The sequence below is a fragment of the Pontibacillus sp. HN14 genome (genome assembly GCF_021129245.1).
GTDB lineage: Bacteria > Bacillota > Bacilli > Bacillales > BH030062 > Pontibacillus.
The window spans coordinates 33,991-51,431 of record NZ_JAJOLR010000005.1 but is presented as its reverse complement, the minus strand read 5'-3'; the positions used below and the strand labels follow the sequence as shown (position 1 = coordinate 51,431).

The following is a 17,441-nucleotide window of genomic DNA, read 5'->3' as shown; positions in this document are numbered from 1 at the left end:
CCACTACACCTTAGTTTCTATTTAGAACATCTTAACGTAAGAAATGAACATGTTGAACAGATTCCTCTATATTGTAAGCGGTTACTTGGTATGATGTTTGTAAGCGATTACAGAAGAGGGAGGACTCCTATCATGATTACATTTCTAGTGAGTATTGTTTTATTGATTGTTGGGTATTTAACTTACGGTAAATATGTAGAGAAAGTTTTTGGGGTAAACACTGAACGTCAAACACCAGCTTATACAAACGGTGATGGTGTTGACTATTTGCCGATGGGGGAGAAGAGAAATTCATTAATACAGCTACTCAACATTGCTGGTGTGGGTCCCATCTTTGGTCCTATTCTAGGAGCTTTATACGGACCGGTGGCCTTTCTTTGGATCGTATTTGGCGCCATCTTTGCTGGGGCCGTACATGACTATTTAACAGGGATGATTTCGATTCGTAACCGAGGAGCTCATTTGCCTGAACTTGCAGGGAAATTTCTCGGTAAAGTGATGAAACACGTTGTGAATGCGTTTACGATATTACTACTCATTCTGGTGGGGACGGTTTTTGTTACAGCTCCTGCTGATTTAATTCATAATATGGCAAGTAGCTGGCTTTCACTTCCTGTTATTCTACTAGCCATTTTCGCTTATTATTTACTAGCGACTATGTTGCCAATTGATAAAATCATTGGACGTTTCTACCCTATTTTTGGGGCGTTCTTAGTGATTAGTGCAGTTGGAGTAGGACTTTCCTTAGTATTTACGGGAGCTCCTATCCCAGAAATTGAGTTAACCAATATGCACCCTGATGATGCACCGATCTTTCCGCTATTATTCTTAACGATTTCTTGTGGTGCTCTATCAGGTTTCCATGCTACTCAAACACCGATTATTTCTCGTACCACACAGAAGGAGAAGCAAGGTCGACGTATTTTCTACGGTATGATGATTGCTGAGGGGATTATTGCCATGATCTGGGCTGCTGCAGCTATGAGTCTATTTAACGGTTCGGAAGGACTAAATGAGATTCTTGCTAATGGTGGACCAGCAGCTGTGGTAAGCGAAGTGTCTGTTAAAATGCTTGGGGCTGTAGGAGGTACGTTAGCTGTACTTGGTGTGATTGTGCTTCCGATCACGTCTGGTGATACAGCGTTCCGTAGTGCTCGTATGATTATTGCGGATTATATCAACGTTTCTCAAAAGAAAATTGTAAGCAGAATGTGGATTGCTATTCCTTTATTTGTTATATCTTTTGCACTGACAAAAGTTGATTTCACCCTTCTATGGAGATACTTCTCCTGGGCGAACCAATCGACAGCGGTCATCGCGTTATGGGTAGGGGCCATGTATTTATTCTTATCTCGTAAGAATTACTGGATTGCAGCGGTTCCGGCTACCTTTATGACCATGGCGACATTCACGTATATCTTAAACGCACAGATTGGATTTGGTCTATCGATTAATATCTCTTATATTCTAGCAGCTATCATTACGATTGGGGTTGTCATCTCTTTCTCTATAGCAGCTCGTAAAGGATTGAATAAAGAAATCCCATTAGAAGAAGAATGGAAGACGACTGCTTAGCGGCTGTACTTCCTCATTAAAAGCCCGCAACCTTTAAAGGTTGCGGGCTTTATTTAATTAGAGTGGGCAGGGACTCTAGCTTGTTCAATGATCTTTTCGATATGCTTTCTGAAGAGATACATTACAACTAAATGCGCCTTCGCTTGGGTATATTTATATATAAACCAAGGCAAGGAAGGCATATAGTCATGGATCGCCACAATGCATTCTTGTTTATCCGGGATTTTTCGGAACTCAAGCCTTCCTCTAACATTTCTCTTAGAATTTTGAAAGGAACCTCCCGTAATGTAGAAAAGAGCTCGATCCGACGTGCTTCGTTCCTGTGAATAACTTAGCTCTAATAAAGGTGTACGAATTAACTTAAGGCAAATTTGTGTGTTATCTTGTTGGTCTGTCTCTGTATGGACAAGTGGGTTCAAAGTGTCGGACAACCACTTTACATAATAGCTAGCAGCCCAATCAGCACTTTTACCTGCTGGTAAAGGAATGCGTTGAACGGACCTCACATCGTGTTGAATATCAGGAACCTTTAGTCCTTGAGAGTTGGGTTGTTGTTTAGCAGCTTGCTGTTCCTCTTCTTTCTCATCTTCAATAGCTGTTTGAACAGCTTCTTTAAAGGTCACCTTCCCATAACTAACTTCAGAATCCATATTCTCCTCTTTAGCAGTCATCGGATGGACAAGACTTTCTACTAATGGATAGACCATTTCTTTTGGTGTTCCAGTCGTCAGACTCACCCAAAGCCTGGACAGTTTAACAGTCATGAAAGGAACCGGGAAAAGTCTTGGTTTCTTACCTAACGATTCAGCTGTTTGAACCATCATATCTTGATAGCTCATAATCTCAGGGCCACCCACATCAATGGCTTTATTAGATAAATGATTGTTTCCGATGCTTTTATTAAGAGCATGGAGAACTTCTTTAAGGGCAATAGGGTGTGTCTTTGTTCTTGTCCATTTAGGTAAAGCCATCACCGGCAGCCTCTTAACAAGCTTCTTAAGGATCGGAAATGAGGAGCCCTTAGGTCCTACAATTAACCCTGCACGAATGGTCGTAACAGGCACTCCATAAGCTCTTAATATCTCCTCTACCTCTAGTCGGCTTCTTAAATGTCTTGATAACTGTTCCGATTCAGGGATGATTCCACTTAAGTAAACGATCTGACGTACGCCTTGTCTTTTGGCAGCTTGAGCGAAATTATCTGCTAGGATGACATCCATATCTTCAAAGGATCCTTGGCTAAGTTTCGCTGAGGGAAGCATGGAATGAACTAGATAAACTGCAAAATCAGCTCCTTCTAATCCTTTATCCGCATCCGTCATGGAATACAGATCGCAAGAACGCCATGTGATATGCTCGGTATCTTGTTTGTTATCTCCATTTCTTGACAGAGCGATTACATCAGCGTATTTCGTTAATTTCTTCAATAAATTCTGGCCGATGTATCCACTGGCTCCAGTTAAAGCAACGACTGGGCGTCGTTTCGTTTCATTCATATGAATTCCTCCTACTGAAAATCGGACTTCAGGGTTTGTTCCTACATGAGAACAGAACGCTTATGTTGAAAAAGCTTCTGAGATGGACATTTTATCTGCTTGTGTCGTATTTGCTGAAAGGGAGCGCTCCATAATTCTTATTGCGTTCTCATTATCTTCCTCATATTCAGAAGCCACACAGTCTGCAGGAATCCAAATATTATATTCCCTCATATAAGCATCATTAGCTGTAAAGAGGACACAGATGTCTCCGGCGATCCCAGTTAAAATTAAATTGTTTACTCCAAGTTGATCCAATAGAATGCTTAACTGAGTTCCAAAGAAACCAGAATGCTTGGGTTTAATGATAAAGTAATCATCATCTTCAGGTAAAATCTGACGGATGACGGGTTCTCCTCTCCCATCTCTGCATTCTTCAATGAGGTCTGAAACATTTTCTTGCCATAACCCAAAATTATCATTTACATAAATAACTGGAATCCCTTGTGCTTTGGCTTGTTGCTTCAGTTTCTGGATGGATGGGATGATTTCTAGTGTATTGTCTAACAAGTGTTCACCACCATCGAAATCCATTTTATTGACCATGTCAATTAGAAGCAAAGCCGTATCATGTTGCGACATGTTATTACTCTCCTTTATATGGTTCAGGCCCGGCCGGGATTTGTCGCTTATGCTCTGTTTGTTTATGGAGTTCTTCAATTCTTTTAGCGTCTTTATCAGAAACTGTTTCTCCGCGAAGGTAGGCATCAATTGTATCGTATGAAACCCCTAATTCGTCCTCGTCAGATTGTCCTTCCCACAGCTCTGCACTAGGCTTTTTATGAACAATTGACTCTGGGACTTCTAGATACTCTGCCAATTCCCGAACTTCTTCTTTACGTAAATGAATCAAAGGAACCAGGTCTACACCGCCATCTCCGTATTTTGTGAAATAACCAGTATAATCTTCAGCAGCATTATCTGTTCCAACTACTAAATAACCGTAGTGATGGGCAACAGCATACAGTGTACTCATTCGGAGACGTGCTTGTAAGTTTGCCCCTCCTAATTGGGAACGGTCTTCCTGCCAATCTCCCTTTTCTTTAAGTTTTTCTCGTATCGTAGCATGTGTTGTTTGGTATGGGTCCGTTAGGTTTATACCAATGTAATTTAGGCCAATTTGTTCTACAAGCGTTACAGCATCTTCTTGATCTTCTACTTCTTGATCTATCGGAAGGATCACTCCTAGTGATTGTTCGGGGAAGGCACGTTTAACAAGGCAAGATACTACTGCGGAATCAATGCCACCACTAATTCCTACAAGTGCTCCCTTAGCCCCTGCCTCTTCTACTTTTTCCTGAATCCAATGTGTTAAGTACTCTACTTTTTTTTCCACTGTTTATCGATCCCTTCTGTTAAATTGATTTCTAATTAGCTAAGTTCCTTCTTTTGGTAAAGAATAAACGTTTGTTCCCTTCTTAAGTGTCCCTGTGACAGAAGAACTGAGTCCTAAGGATCGAATCGTGTCGAAATAACTAGTAATTTTAGCACATTAAATAGTAAAAAAAGCTTAATCTTTCTGAACTATGTACGATATTAATAGAGAACTGAGTATAAAATCACATTTATTTATTAGGAGATTAGGCTATGAAACCAATAAAAACAATGACAAAAGTAATGGTAGCACTCACATTCCTCCTTGTATTTCTTCCTAGTAATCTAGTCGAAGGAGAGGAAGTAAACACCACAACGTATTGTGAAGTAAGTTGTTGGGAACTACTTTTAAACCAAAAAGATTCCAATAAATGGCTTAGTGAAGGTGGGGCAGGAGAGGAATTTATGCAAGCCACATCTTTACTTGTAGAAGAAATAGCAGGAACCACAGAGAATTATTACTCCATGAACCGAGAATTGGGCGCGCGCTCTGAATTGTTCATACAACCCAATACCTCCAACATCTTTGAACTCGATCGTACTCCTTCAACTAGAATCTCCATCCAAGGAAATAAAGGCTCTACTCCAATGACCACTTTATCTGGTGTGAATGAAAAATTGAAAGGCTTAGTAAATAAGCATTTGAAGAGGTTAGGATTCCCTGTCAGCAAAGCTGTAGCTTCTTTACCAAACGCATCTTTTCTTCAATCATCTGAACCAGGAATGAACCTACTCATCTCAGATGCACAATGGTCGGCGTTTTATGAAGGGGAAGACTATACTAATCCTGATTTCAAAGAACAGGCGATTAAGTCCGAATCTTTTTATCAATATGTATCAGCTATTCAGGATGCCATTAATGAATACCATGCACAAAAAAGTGTATGGATGTGGAAGTCAGAACCAGTTACTAAAAATCCAGATGAGACAATTGAATTTCTCGCGAACCAACAAGTAGATCAACTATATATGCGTTTTTATCCAAAAGTGGACAAAGAAAACTACCAATACTTTATTGAAAAAGCAGGAAACCAGGGGATTAAGGTACATGCTTTAATAGGTAGCCCATTGTGGGGGCAAAAAGCTTATACAAAAGATGCAGTGAAACGAGTAGATCTCATTCACGCTTATAATCAGAAAGTAGAAGAAGAACAACGGTTTGTAGGCATTCATTTCGATGTGGAACCATACTCACTTGAATTGTGGGACAATAACCGAAAGAAAGCGGTTAAGGAATGGAAGCAATCAGCAGAAACGTATGTAGAGCATGCCAAGGATTATGGTTTTATCGTTGGAAGTGCCTTGCCATTTTGGACTGACAATCGTTCTGTAAATGATTATGAAGAGAATTTTTATCAACAGTTCATTGATATGCAGGATTACGTTTCCATCATGAGTTATCGAAATACAGCGGTTGGACCGAATAGCATTACAACTTTAGCGGAAAATGAAGTTTTATATGCAAAAGCCCCTAAAGTGGAAGTGGGTGTTGAATTAAACCCCTATAAGATTGATTACGTTTCATTTGATGGGAAGTCTTTACGGTATACAGAAGGTGAAATAGCGAAAGTAAGAACGCATTTTATGAATGAAGACTACCCTGGTTTTAAAGGGATCGCGATCCATAACTATACAGCTTGGAAAAAGAATCAGTAATGTTAAATCGATAGAGGTTGTCTCTCAAGGGGCAGCCTCTTTTTTTAGTCCATCAAAGATATGTAACAATATGGAATATTAATTTCTGGTAAATATTCTAAATATTTTGTAAAATTAATCATATCAACGTAACGATTTCTTCATATATATAAATATGGAGGGATTTGCATGAAACAGTTTTTTTTGTTTTGTGTCTTTCTTATAACTGGTTTTTTTATTTATATAGAGCTTGCTGAATTTGATACGAAAGAAACGATTGTAGCGGTCGTTGATACAGGAATTGATGCATCACATCCTATGCTTGAGGGCCGTGTCGAAAATGGATATGACTTCTACAACTGGGACCTAGATCCGATGGATGATCATGGTCACGGCACGCACGTTGCGAGTATTATTCACTCAGTCGCTCCACATGCAGTGTTGTTACCGGTTAAAACGTTAGGAGAGAACGGTAAAGGAGTTGGGACTTCGTTTCTTGGTATCTTCTACAGTGTCGTTAAAGGTGCGGACATTGTAAATTTAAGTATATCTGAAGTTGAGAATCCTCTTACATCATGGGTGATACGGTTTGGAGAACGTAAAGGAGTCGTTTTCGTTGGGGCAAGTGGTAATGATGGGTTGACCAATCGCATTAGTTTCCCTGCAAGACTGGATGAAGTAATTGCAATTGGTGGTTATAATACGTACAGTGATCATCTTTATGAGAATGGGAATCGAAGCCCGGATTTGGATTTCTTAGCCCCGGGTGTACTGATTGAAGGAGCTAGTCCTGGTGGTGAAGTTGTTCGTAAGACGGGGACTAGTTTTGCGGCGGGTTCAGTGTCTGGGATGCTTGCATATTTTAAAGAAATCCAACCTAAAATGACAACGGATGATGCTCGTTTGTTGCTGCGTCTTACTTCTTTTTATGAGAAGGATGGATACAGGGTATTAGAACTTGACCGATTCTTAGCTACTCAATAGAAGGGGGCATAAGTCCCCTTATGGGGAACACTTGAAGCTGAGACATTTTAATCTGGGGGTGCCGTTACGTTTAATGAGTGCTAGGGGGGTGTTGGGGACGACTCGCCCGCGGAAGGCGAGTCGTTTCCAACACCACTTAGCTATAGCTTTACGAACGGCCACGCATTATAGCAACGGGCCTGCCAACGAGGTCTCGAATATGGTATGTTTCCATTACTTTATATAGCAAGGTGTATCGATTCCCATAAAAGGAAAAAGAGTGTAAAAATTATGGATATAAAGATGTTAGAAGAATCTTCTTGTAGTAAAATAATCATAGGGCACATGTTTTAGTGATTGTGGGCTCATATTAGAATACATATACTATTACTGAACATAAGGGAGGGTTTTTATGGAAGGGAAACCATTGCATTATGATGGAAGTGCTCCTGTGAGTGGGGAGTTATCGGAGTATCAACCGGTTGAGTTTACAGATGAAATGAGAAAGCAGATTTCGGCAAATCCATATACTCATCACGTTAATGAGACTGAATGATAAAAAGACGAAAATCAATTTTTGATTTTCGTCTTTTTATGTTTTAAGAGTGAAGAAACGGATATAAATTAAGGGAGGGTAATGGTAAGGGAAATATTTGATAGTGCGAATATCTTATATTCTGAAGCTTTTGGAGCAATTTAAAAATAAATAAGCATAATACTTGATAATAAGAATATTAGGTACTATAATTAATCTCGAAATAAAGATAATTTAATTCGAGATAAATACTAGGGATGTAGAAATAGCGCAAACTATTTTTACGAAAAGATTAGAAAGGTGAGATAACAATGGCTAAAGTATTATATATTACAGCGCATCCGCATGATGAGGCAACTTCTTACAGTATGAGTGTCGGGAAAGCATTCATTGATGCTTATAAAGAAGCGAACCCTGGCGATGAGGTCGTTCATGTTGATTTATATAAGGAGGATATCCCGCAAATTGATGCAGATATCTTTAGCGGTTGGGGGAAACTTCAATCTGGTGATCAGCTAACAGAATCTGAACAAGGCAAAGTGAATCGTTTGGGTGAACTGAGTGATCAATTTGTGAATGCTGATAAATATGTTTTTGTTAATCCGATGTGGAACTTCTCGTTCCCTCCTGTTATGAAAGCGTATATTGATTCAGTAGCGGTAGCAGGGAAAACGTTCAAATATACAGAACACGGTCCTGTTGGCCTTCTAACAGATAAGAAAGCCTTTCATATTCAAGCTAATGGAGGTTTCTACTCTGAAGGGCCGGCTGCTGGTTTAGAAATGGGTCACCGTTATTTAAATGCCATCATGCAGTTATTTGGTGTTCCTACATTTGAAGGACTATTCGTAGAAGGACAAGCGGCGATGCCAGAGAAAGCAGAAGAAATTAAATCAGACGCTATTGCTAGAGCTAAGGATGCAGCGCAAACATTTTAATAAAGATAAAAAGGAGCCGATCAAGAGATCGGCTCCTTTTTTTATTGCACTCAGTCCAGTCTATACGTTGCTAAGCGGGTGCTTGTGCTTTTGTTTACATCTAGCTCCAGCACCCAGCAACTAGTAGGCTTCCCTCACCTCCGGTCGATAAGTCAACATCGATTCGCTCACGCTCATCGTGTTTCCTTTATCTCACTGCGGTTCAGTCCAGCCTATACGTTGCTAAGCAGGTGCTTATGCTTTTGTTTACATCTAGCTCCAGCACCCAGCAACTAGTAGGCTTCCCTCACCTCCGGTCGATAAGTCAACATCGATTCGCTTACGCTCATCGTGTTTCCTTTATCTCACTGCGGTTAAGTCCAGCCTATACGTTGCTAAGCGGGCGCTTGTGCTTTTGTTTACTTATTCATATATTTGTCTGTTTCCCACTGGCTTACTTGTAGGGAGTATTCTGTCCACTCTTCTTCTTTTTCATCAAGATAGATGTTTGAAGTGTGATCACCTAAAGCGTTCATAAGGACCTTGTCTTTACGAAGGGCTGTTAGCGCTTCTTTTAGGTTTGTTGGAAGTGTTGGTACTGTGTCATCGTGTACTTCGTAAAGGTTACGTGTTTCAGCTGCGCCTGGGTCGACTTTGTTGCGAATACCTTCAAGTCCAGCCTGGATTGTTACGGCTAAGGCAAGGTATGGGTTTGCAGTTGGGTCTGGGTTACGAACTTCAAAACGAGTTCCTTTACCGCGTGTAGACGGTACGCGGATCATACAACTGCGGTTTGAGTGAGACCATGCAATGCTTACAGGTGCTTCATAACCAGGAACTAAACGCTTATAAGAGTTAACATTTGGATTTGTGATGGCTGCAATACCAGGAGCATGTTTCAGGATTCCGCCCATGAAATGCTTCATTGTAACAGAGATACCATCTTCATCTTTCTCATCGCAGAAGACGCTCTCGCCATCTTTGAATAAAGAAAGGTGGCAGTGCATACCAGAACCATTTTCGCCTGCAATTGGTTTAGGCATGAACGTTGCATGGTAGTCGTGGTTCGTTGCTACGTCTTTAACAACGCTCTTGAATGTTTGGATGTTATCAGCTGCGCGTAGCATATCATCAAAACGGAAGTTAATTTCGTGCTGTCCCATAGCTACTTCGTGGTGAGAAGCTTCCATTTCAAATCCGAATTTCTTAAGTGTGCGTACGATATCACGGCGTACTTTATCCCCTTTATCAATTGGAGAAGCGTCGAAATATCCACCGCGGTCATTCATTTTCTTAATTGGGTAACCTTCATCATTCAATTTGAACAAGAAGAATTCTGGTTCTGGACCAACGTTAACGGTATAGCCCATCTCAGCAGCTTCTTTCATTGCTCGTTTTAAAATATATCGCGGGTCACCTTCGAAAGGAGTTCCGTCCGTTGTATAAATGTCGCAAATGAAACGTGCAACGGGATCTTCATCTACTGTTGAAGGTAATACTTTAAACGTGCTTAAGTCTGGATATAGATACATATCACTTTCTTGAATATCAGAGAAACCAGAAATAGAAGAACTGTCGAACATAGCTTCGTTTTCTAGAACACTTTCAAGCTCTTCAATAGGGAGCTCAACGTTTTTTGTGTCTCCAAGCATGTCTGTGAATTCAAGTCGAATAAATTCTACGCCTTTGTCGTGAACTTCTTGCTTAATGGATTCTTTAGTAAAAGTCATTTAATACCCTCGCCTTAATAGTTTGTAGTAGATTACTAGCATTCAAAGTCAGGAATGCATAACCTTTTATTTATCATGTAAGGAATTCTAACATAAAGTTTCATGTTAGGAAAGCTGACATGATGTATTTTTGTAGGGTCAATTTCAAGAAAGCCTGCTGTATTCGCTGTTAGAAAATGAAAAATAGATCTTTTTGACTATTCAGATACTATCCTGTGATAACATCGATCATTACCGCGATAATTAGGATCGGAGCAACATAGCGTAATAAGGCATACCATACGTTAAAGACCGATCGTTTTAATGTACTTCCTCTCTTTAACTCTTCATAAAGGTCAGATTTCTTCATTTTTAATGGAACAAAAATAGAGATTAATAATGCTCCTGTAGGCATCAATATATTGCTTACTGCATAATCAGCTAAGTCGAAAATCGTTTTATTCCATAATGTTAGATCACCTAAAATTCCAAATGATAGAGCAGATGGGATTCCTACTGCAAAGATTGCCAAACCGATTATCCATGCATATTTCTGGCGTAACTTTTCGTTTCCTTTTGATAAAACAGATACGATAATTTCTAGCATCGAAAATGCAGAAGTTAACGCTGCGAATAGGAATAAAAGCAAAAAGGCTGTGAAAAACACCATTCCAAGTGGCATCTGGTTAAATACGGTAGGGAGGACATTGAATAAAAGTACGGGTCCTGACCCTGGCTCAAGTCCAAAGGAGAAAACAGCAGGGAAAATCGCTAGACCTGCTAGAAAGACAATCAGTATATTAATTCCTACGATTGAAGAAGCGGCCTTTGGTAAGCTTTGACTCTTCGGTAAATAGGAGCTGTATGTGACCATCACCGAAACCCCTACACTTAATGTGAAGAAGGACTGTCCCATTGCTTCAAGGATTGTTTGAGAAGTTAGCTTTGAGAAATCTGGTTGAAGGAGAAATAAGATTCCCTCTGAAGCCCCTTCTAACGTTAAAGATCTTATAACTAATATTAAGAATAATACAAATAAAGCAGGCATCATGATTCGACTAGCTTTCTCAATTCCCTTTTGAATCCCTCGTGAAACAACAAAAATAGTAATCAGAATAAATAAGAACTGAACGCTTATGCTTAACAGAGGGTTCGATATGGTTTGGCCAAATACGGTTCCGTATTGGGTTGAGGTTAAACCTGACATTCCACCTGTTATTGTCTTTATTAAATAAATGACAATCCATCCTCCGACGACGCTGTAAAAGGATAGGAGAATGAAGGAAGTGACCATACCTAATATTCCGACATAATGCCACTTTGTCCCTTTTGCAATCGTTCGGTAAGAATCTACTGCATTGCTCTGAGCTGTACGTCCGATGGAAAATTCGGCTAACAATAGCGGTAAGCCTAGTAAGATTGTGAAGGCGATAAAGGTGATGAAGAAAGCCCCACCCCCGTTCTCTCCTGCAATATATGGGAATTTCCATATAGCGCCGAGTCCTATAGCGGATCCGGCTGCTGCTAAAATAAATCCGATCTTTGAAGACCACTGTTCTTGCTGACTCATACTCATCTTCCTCTCAAGCTTATTGTTCTCTACAAAAAAAGTCGCCCCTACAAAAATGTAGGGGCGACTTTTATCGCGGTACCACCCTAGTTATGAAACAGTTGTTTCATGACTCAATACGTGTAACGGTCGTCACCGTCTCCATGCCATTGCAGAAGAAGCTCCAGAAATGAAATTCACTCTGTCTGTTTGTACCGATTTCGCACCAATCCTCGGTTCTCTGTGGCAGGGACATAAGAGTTACTTGCTTTCCTTCAAAGCTATTCGTTCATATGAAGTTATTCAATTTTTATCATGAACAGGGAGGGGTGTCAATAACTAGTTTAGTGTATTTGGTTTATGGGAAAAATATCAAGTTGCTTGCGCGGTTCTGATGTGTTTAGAGTTAGATAGAATCTTGACCCACATTTGTATAAATGGTCCTAGTAAAAAGACACTAACCGCTGTGCCGGCTCCAATCGGCCCTCCTAGTAAATAAGCTAATACTGTTATGGTGGCTGCGATGATGGATTGGGAGAAACCGAGTGACAAATGAAACCTCTCGCTCACAGTTACAAATAATTGATCGACAGGGGAGCGAGGGAGTTTTGTGTAAAGATACAAACTTATGCCAAAACTGGCTATCGTTAAAGCGCAAATAAAGGTTCCTATTCTAAAGACTAAAGGTAAATCAGAAAGGGAAACATGATGTAAGGCAAAAGTTAGCCAGAAGTCAAAGAAAACACTTTCAATCAGGATAGGTATGAAAGCTAACCATACAGGTTTTCTTTTAGCTAAAAAAGCATTTAAAAATATGATTATGACTTGTGAAAGGGCAAACCAAATTCCGGGAGTCATACCAATTGAGTGGCTTGCCCCGACGAAGAAAGCTGACCAAAACCCGGCTCCGATGGTAGACTTAACTGAAAGAGCAGTTCCTAGATGTGTGATCAGCATACCGAATAAATAAAGACTAACGCGTTTTATCCTCATTGAATGAACTCCTTTGGGTGTAAACTTTTAGTAGATTGGAGGTGAGTAAGTGAACTTACAAAAGCTTCAGTACTTTATTGAAATGGCGAAACAACAAAGTTTTACAAAAGCTAGTGAAAAACTATATATATCCCAACCCGCTTTAAGTAAGCAAATTAAATTGCTAGAAGAGGAGTTGGGGTTCGCTCTATTTATGCGTTCTTCAAAAGGGGTAAAATTGACTCCTAAGGGATACGCTCTTTACCAGGAATTGCAACCCTTATTCTTTGCTATTGATCAAAAGGTTTATCAACATATGAATCATGATCAAATCAGATTCGGTTCGACGCCAATATTAAGTTCCTACTATCTTCATGAGCATTACGAGAAGATTCAACACTCTAATATTTTTGTGACAGCTATTCAAGACGATAACCGCGACCTTTTACCAATGCTGCACCAGGGTGAAATTGATGCTGCTATTGTCCAAGATGTTTCGAGCGCGGAGGGACTATATTCCCAATTCTTATTTGAGGACGTCTTTGTTGCGGCGATCCCCCAGTACAACCCCCTAGCGTCTAAGGATGAAGTGACTTTAAGGGAGTGCTTTCATTACCCTCAAATCGCAACGCCGAAAGGGACACCCTTTTCAGAGAAAATACATAAAAGAATGGAAGAAGAAGGGTTGAAACCAGATGTTTTTGAAACGCATTATCATGCGATGGCGGGTTTTGTTTCTGTTGGTGTGGGAATCGCCTACCTTCCTGAAATGATGAGCAAGCACATTGAATATAAAGGATTAGTTTTCGTGCCTATTAAAGATACTCCATTAAAAAGAGACATGTATCTTTTCGCTTCTACTCAGCCTTTGCTCGATTTATTATTGGATCTTTTCCAACGTTCTTATCTTTAAGTTTAACGAAGGATGTTTTATGAGCGGAAATACCAATTAGTCATGGCGCTATAACCTCAGGTTATAGCGTGGGCCACATAAGTCAGATGGGATGTGATCCTTGTGCTTCTTTTGATTGGTATCGCTATGGGTTCTTTCACAATACGATAAGAATCTCAATCGGGATGAAATTACCCGGGAAATATGTCGACTTATGGGAAATTGAGTCTAGAGCTAATATCTTGTAGAATGTCACCATAAAGTTTGAGAGGAAAATAGGTGTTAACATGAAATCATATATCGTTGTCGGCTCTGGTATTTTAGGAGCTTCCACAGCCTATCATTTAGCTAAACAAGGGGCTCGGGTTACATTGGTTGATCGCCAAGATTCTGGACAAGCTACCGATGCCGCGGCTGGTATGGTCTGTCCTTGGCTTTCTCAGCGCAGGAATAAAGCTTGGTATCAGCTCGTGAAAAATGGAGCCAGGTATTACCCTGAGTTAGTTCGAGATTTAGAACAAGATGGACAATCTGATACAGGATATAAGCGTGTAGGAGCTCTTAAGCTTCATACAGAAGAGGCGAAACTGGATAAAATCGTCACATTAGCGAAGAAACGACGTGAAGATGCACCGGAAATAGGTGAGATTACGAAGTTGAGTCGGGAAGAAACGAAATCTATGTTTCCTCCGCTTTCTGATGAATATGGAGCGGTTTATGTGAGTGGCGGCGCACGAGTGGACGGTAGAGCGCTTCGAAATGCGTTAGTTAAGGCCGCTGAGAAAAGAGGAGCACGTATTCAATATGGGGATGCTACCCTTTCTTATGAAGGGGCGACCGTGACGGGTGTTACCGTAAATGATGAATTCCTATCTGGGGAAAAGGTGATGGTTACCGGAGGAGCTTGGTCCAAAGAGATGTTAGAACCTTTAGGGGTTCGCTTCCTTGTCTCATCTCAAAAGGCTCAAATTGCTCATGTCGGTCTGCCGGTTAAAGAAACGGGCGATTGGCCCGTGGTTATGCCTCCTACGAATAAATATATACTTCCATTTGATCAGGGGAGAATTGTGATGGGGGCTACACATGAGGAAAATGAGGATTTTAATGATCAGGTCACAGCCGGAGGTCTTCATGATATTTTCTCACAAGTATTACCCATTGCTCCTGGTTTAAAAGAAGGAGTATTTGTTGAGAGTCGCGTTGGCTTTCGTCCATACACACCTGGATTTCTGCCCGTTATAGGTGCTGTACCTGGAGTGAACAATCTCTTGGTAGCAAACGGGCTTGGAGCCTCTGGGCTCACGAGCGGTCCTTATCTAGGGTTTGAATTAGCTAATTTAGCTTTAGGTTATTCTTCAGGAATTGATTTAACCCCATATGATGTTTCAGGTGCAATTGAATAAGACATGCATGCAGATGCACAACTCATGAATAAGACGAAGAGTTGTGCATCTATCTGTGTAGAAAAGAGGGTACGATATGCTGAGGTATATGTTGGCCGTCTTCATCGGCTCTTGTTCCTACGGGGTATTATCGACAATCGTCAAACTTGCTTATCAAGCAGGTGCAAAGACTTCGGTGGTGACTGTTGGACAATTTCTGATAGGATGGTTTATTTTATTCGTTTGTTACTTCTTCTCAAGAAGAAAAGAAAAGATTTCGTATCAAGATAAAGGAAAGTTAATGCTTGCTGGAATTCCAACAGGCCTCGTCGGGGTGTTCTATTATTTGGCGCTTGTAAAGGTCGAAGCTTCTCTTGGGATCATTTTACTTTTTCAGTTTGTGTGGATTGGAATTGTTTTAGACTATTTGTTCTTTAAGAGAACGCCTGATAAAGGGAAAGCCATGAGCGTGATGATTTTATTTGTTGGGACCCTTATGGCGAGTGGGATCATTCATGGAGGTCTAATCGGTGCTGATCTGATAGGGATCGTCTATGGCCTGCTAGCGGCGGTGTCCTTTTCTTTATTTATTTTTACGAACGCTAGCATTCTTCCGGCCCTTCCCCCTGTTCAAAGAAGCTATTATATGGTGACTGGGAGTACCCTTGCAGTTCTCGTCATTTTCCTTCCTTCTCTTATGAATTTGAATGGGGGGGATTCACTCCTATCGCTAGGGACGTACGGAATTATGCTTGGATTGTTTGGGGTGGTGATTCCACCATTTCTTTTTGCTTATGGTATGCCAAAAATAGGAGCAACCCTTGGAAGTATACTAGGCTCAGCAGAACTGCCTGTAGCAGTAGGGTTATCAATGTTTGTCTTGGGTGAAAGGGTAACGGTTATACAGTGGATCGGAGTGGTTATTATTTTTATAGGGATTATTTTCCCTAATCTTTACAAGAGAAGGTAATCGGATCGTAGGAGCACTTTCATGTTGTTTTCTAGGTACTTCACTTATACTGATTTTGGAGGTGATTTTCATGGGAACAAACATGCAGAAACAGTATGATGAGTATATTGCTAAATTTAAAGCGAATGCTTCAATCGAGACTCAAGGTAAAATGCAACAAGCTATTGATGAGCTTGAGGCGTCTGACCTGGGTAAGGGTTTGAAAGTTGGAGAAAACGCTCCAGCCTTTACACTGCCTGACGCCAAGGGAGAATCTGTTGATTTATACAAAGAGTTACAGTCCGGGCCTGTAATCATTACCTTCTATCGCGGTGGCTGGTGCCCTTACTGTAATATGGAACTTCGCGCATACCAACAACTAATGAAAGAGATCCATAACCAAGGTGCAAAATTGATTGCCATTAGCCCTCAAACTCCTGACCAATCTTTAACCACTGCAGAGAAAAATGAACTAAACTATCATGTTCTTAGCGATGTAGGTAATAAAGTAGCTGATCAATTTAACTTAGTTTATCCGTTGCCTGACTACCTCGTAGATGTGTATAAAGAAAAAGGTCTAGAAGTAGATAAGCATAATGGTGATGATACATGGACGTTGCCTGTTGCAGCTACCTATATTATTAATCAGGATGGAACGATTGCTTATGAATATACAAAAGCAGATTACAAAGATCGAGTAGAACCATCTGAAGTTGTAGAAAAGCTAAAATCATTATAACGAAAGCCCCGGGCCATAGGCCTGGGCTTTTATTTTATATGTGGAGAGACCTTATTTTTTGTTGAGTGAGATGTTCCAGAATAAGTCTTCCGTGTCAGGGTTTCTGGGATATGGCTTACTCAAACTTTCCTACTTCCAAAAGTAATAGGTAGAGAATGTTTTCGTGAAAAAGTAAAAATATAGGTTTTACTCTAAGGAGCAAGGGTAAATGAGGACTATTGAACTAGAAATGGGAGTGATTAGGTGCATAGCGAGTATACCTTTGAACTTTTGCACGAGATTAGAAGCTTTAAAATATGGGCAATTGACCGGGGACCATACGGGGAATGGGAATCAGAATATGAACAATGGCTGGATATATGGAATGCCGCTGACATGATGATTCATCGTTTACCTGCTGAAAAATGGAGCCCTAAAGTCACTACCGATGTATTATATATATTAGCGAGAGATCATAAAGAGGGGCACATCATACAAGAATTAATCAATCATCCTGACCAACTCTTGCATCTTGCCTATAGGGCATTAACGTTTCCTGCTTACCCTGACTATGAAGCAAGATGGCAAATTTCTTATGGATTAGGGAAGATGGAGGTTTATAAAGAACAAGCTCAAAATTTATTGCATCAGGTGGCGGTAAATGATCCCCATTCTTATGTGAGACGAAAGGCCATTATGGGGTACGAGAATAAAATCAAATCACCTGTAACATGAA

General features: G+C 40.4%; 16 protein-coding genes and 1 other annotated feature. Of the genes, 10 read left to right on the top strand and 6 right to left on the bottom strand.

Annotated elements, in window-relative coordinates; translation table 11 throughout:
* Positions 1–132: 132 nt before the first annotated feature.
* Entirely contained in the window at positions 133–1,575 is a 1,443-nt protein-coding gene (locus tag LQ226_RS15180) for a carbon starvation CstA family protein (protein WP_231418808.1), read from the top strand.
* A gap of 53 nt (positions 1,576–1,628) precedes the next feature.
* Here the strand turns inward: LQ226_RS15180 and LQ226_RS15175 are convergent, their stop codons facing one another.
* The 3 genes from LQ226_RS15175 to nadE are packed head-to-tail and all read right to left on the bottom strand — an operon-like array spanning position 1,629 to position 4,446.
* The gene (locus LQ226_RS15175) at positions 1,629–3,071 is read right to left on the bottom strand and encodes an NAD(P)H-binding protein (RefSeq protein WP_231418807.1); all 1,443 of its coding nucleotides are present in this window, start codon (positions 3,069–3,071) and stop codon (positions 1,629–1,631) included.
* Positions 3,072–3,131: 60 nt separating this feature from the next.
* On the bottom strand, positions 3,132–3,692 hold the full coding sequence (locus tag LQ226_RS15170; protein ID WP_231418806.1) for a cysteine hydrolase family protein: 561 nt from the start codon (positions 3,690–3,692) through the stop codon (positions 3,132–3,134).
* A gap of 4 nt (positions 3,693–3,696) precedes the next feature.
* The gene (gene nadE, locus LQ226_RS15165; RefSeq protein WP_231418805.1) at positions 3,697–4,446 is read right to left on the bottom strand and encodes an NAD(+) synthase; all 750 of its coding nucleotides are present in this window, start codon (positions 4,444–4,446) and stop codon (positions 3,697–3,699) included.
* A 251-nt stretch (positions 4,447–4,697) separates the two neighbouring features.
* Between nadE and LQ226_RS15160 the strand changes: the two genes are divergently transcribed.
* The 4 genes from LQ226_RS15160 to LQ226_RS15145 all read left to right on the top strand — a co-directional run bounded on the left by LQ226_RS15160 (position 4,698) and on the right by LQ226_RS15145 (position 8,555).
* Entirely contained in the window at positions 4,698–6,140 is a 1,443-nt protein-coding gene (locus LQ226_RS15160) for a poly-gamma-glutamate hydrolase family protein (protein WP_231418804.1), read from the top strand.
* A 168-nt stretch (positions 6,141–6,308) separates the two neighbouring features.
* Positions 6,309–7,103 (top strand): S8 family peptidase, encoded by a 795-nt coding sequence (locus tag LQ226_RS15155; RefSeq protein ID WP_231418803.1) that lies wholly within the window; start codon positions 6,309–6,311, stop codon positions 7,101–7,103.
* A 391-nt stretch (positions 7,104–7,494) separates the two neighbouring features.
* A complete protein-coding gene (locus LQ226_RS15150; RefSeq protein ID WP_231418802.1) occupies positions 7,495–7,638 on the top strand; it encodes a hypothetical protein in 144 nt (47 codons plus the stop codon).
* Between the two features lie 290 nt (positions 7,639–7,928).
* Positions 7,929–8,555 (top strand): FMN-dependent NADH-azoreductase, encoded by a 627-nt coding sequence (locus LQ226_RS15145; RefSeq protein WP_231418801.1) that lies wholly within the window; start codon positions 7,929–7,931, stop codon positions 8,553–8,555.
* A gap of 398 nt (positions 8,556–8,953) precedes the next feature.
* On the opposite strand, the gene glnA is transcribed toward LQ226_RS15145, so the two are convergent.
* The 3 genes from glnA to LQ226_RS15130 form a co-directional block, all read right to left on the bottom strand.
* Entirely contained in the window at positions 8,954–10,264 is a 1,311-nt protein-coding gene (glnA, locus tag LQ226_RS15140; RefSeq protein WP_231418800.1) for a type I glutamate--ammonia ligase, read from the bottom strand.
* 208 nt (positions 10,265–10,472) lie between these two features.
* Positions 10,473–11,813: a sodium-dependent transporter gene (locus tag LQ226_RS15135; RefSeq protein WP_231418799.1), complete on the bottom strand. Its 1,341-nt coding sequence runs from the start codon at positions 11,811–11,813 to the stop codon at positions 10,473–10,475.
* Between the two features lie 56 nt (positions 11,814–11,869).
* Positions 11,870–12,080, bottom strand: a binding site (T-box leader).
* An 84-nt stretch (positions 12,081–12,164) separates the two neighbouring features.
* A complete protein-coding gene (locus LQ226_RS15130) occupies positions 12,165–12,785 on the bottom strand; it encodes a YczE/YyaS/YitT family protein (protein WP_231418798.1) in 621 nt (206 codons plus the stop codon).
* A gap of 49 nt (positions 12,786–12,834) precedes the next feature.
* On the opposite strand from LQ226_RS15130, the gene LQ226_RS15125 reads away from it, so the two are divergent.
* From LQ226_RS15125 to LQ226_RS15105, 5 genes are all read left to right on the top strand, one after another.
* Positions 12,835–13,677, top strand: a complete 843-nt coding sequence (locus LQ226_RS15125) for a LysR family transcriptional regulator (protein WP_231418797.1) — start codon at positions 12,835–12,837, stop codon at positions 13,675–13,677.
* A gap of 266 nt (positions 13,678–13,943) precedes the next feature.
* Positions 13,944–15,059: an NAD(P)/FAD-dependent oxidoreductase gene (locus LQ226_RS15120; protein WP_231418796.1), complete on the top strand. Its 1,116-nt coding sequence runs from the start codon at positions 13,944–13,946 to the stop codon at positions 15,057–15,059.
* A gap of 76 nt (positions 15,060–15,135) precedes the next feature.
* Positions 15,136–16,008 carry an EamA family transporter gene (locus LQ226_RS15115; protein ID WP_231418795.1) on the top strand — a complete coding sequence of 291 codons (873 nt, stop codon included), beginning with the start codon at positions 15,136–15,138 and terminating at the stop codon, positions 16,006–16,008.
* 70 nt (positions 16,009–16,078) lie between these two features.
* A complete protein-coding gene (locus tag LQ226_RS15110) occupies positions 16,079–16,726 on the top strand; it encodes a peroxiredoxin-like family protein (RefSeq protein WP_231418794.1) in 648 nt (215 codons plus the stop codon).
* Between the two features lie 243 nt (positions 16,727–16,969).
* Positions 16,970–17,440 (top strand): hypothetical protein, encoded by a 471-nt coding sequence (locus LQ226_RS15105; RefSeq protein ID WP_231418793.1) that lies wholly within the window; start codon positions 16,970–16,972, stop codon positions 17,438–17,440.
* Position 17,441 lies beyond the last annotated feature (1 nt).